This is a genomic window from Streptomyces sp. PU-14G (assembly GCF_041028275.1).
Lineage (GTDB): Bacteria > Actinomycetota > Actinomycetes > Streptomycetales > Streptomycetaceae > Streptomyces.
Window position 1 is genome coordinate 1 of the sequence record NZ_JASKYT010000743.1, and the last position, 713, is coordinate 713.

The window sequence follows — 713 nt, forward strand, 5'->3', positions numbered from 1 at the left end:
CACCCCCACGCACACCTGGCAGCCCGACACCACCCGCACCCTGCGTTTCACCGTGCACCTGCTCGACACCGACCCGCACGCCTACGCCCCCGTGCTGCGCACCCTGCACGCCCGCACCCCGGCACCGGAGGAGCCCGCGGCCTGGGTCGGACTGGACGAGGCGGCGCGGCTGAGCGCCTACGGACTGCACCGCTGGCACTACCGGGCCGACCCGCCCGTCCTGCTGGAGACGGCGGCCTTCGACCGCGAGGCACTCGGGGAGCGGGGAGACCGGAAGGCCATGCACGTCTCCTGGGTCAGCGGCACCCCCTACGCGCACGCCCTCCTCCTGCACGCCCGGCGCACCCGCGACACCGGCATGGCCGAGGCCGCGGTCGGCGTGCTGGACCACATAGCGGAAAACCTCGCGCCCGGCGGCACGTTCTGGGGCCAGTGGGGAGCGCGCGGCGGCTGGAGCGCCGGCTGGACACCCGAACCGCACCGGCTGCACTCCCGCACCCTGGGCGACGCCACCCTCTTCCTGCTGCGGGCGCTCGTCGCCGAGCGCGCCCGCAGCAGGAAGAGGGCTGCGGCGCGCCACGCCGGAAGCGCCTTCGCGGCCGACCTGCGCGCCGAGTTCCTGTGCGGCGCCCCCGAGGACGTCTCCCTGGCCCCCACCTCGGACGACGGGTACAACGCCGTCATCGCCTACACGCTGCTGCACGAGGCGGACC

General features: G+C 75.5%; 1 pseudogene. It reads left to right on the plus strand.

The features are described from left to right. Positions 1 to 713, plus strand: a pseudogene (locus tag AB8Z75_RS35105) (hypothetical protein); the annotation flags it as partial.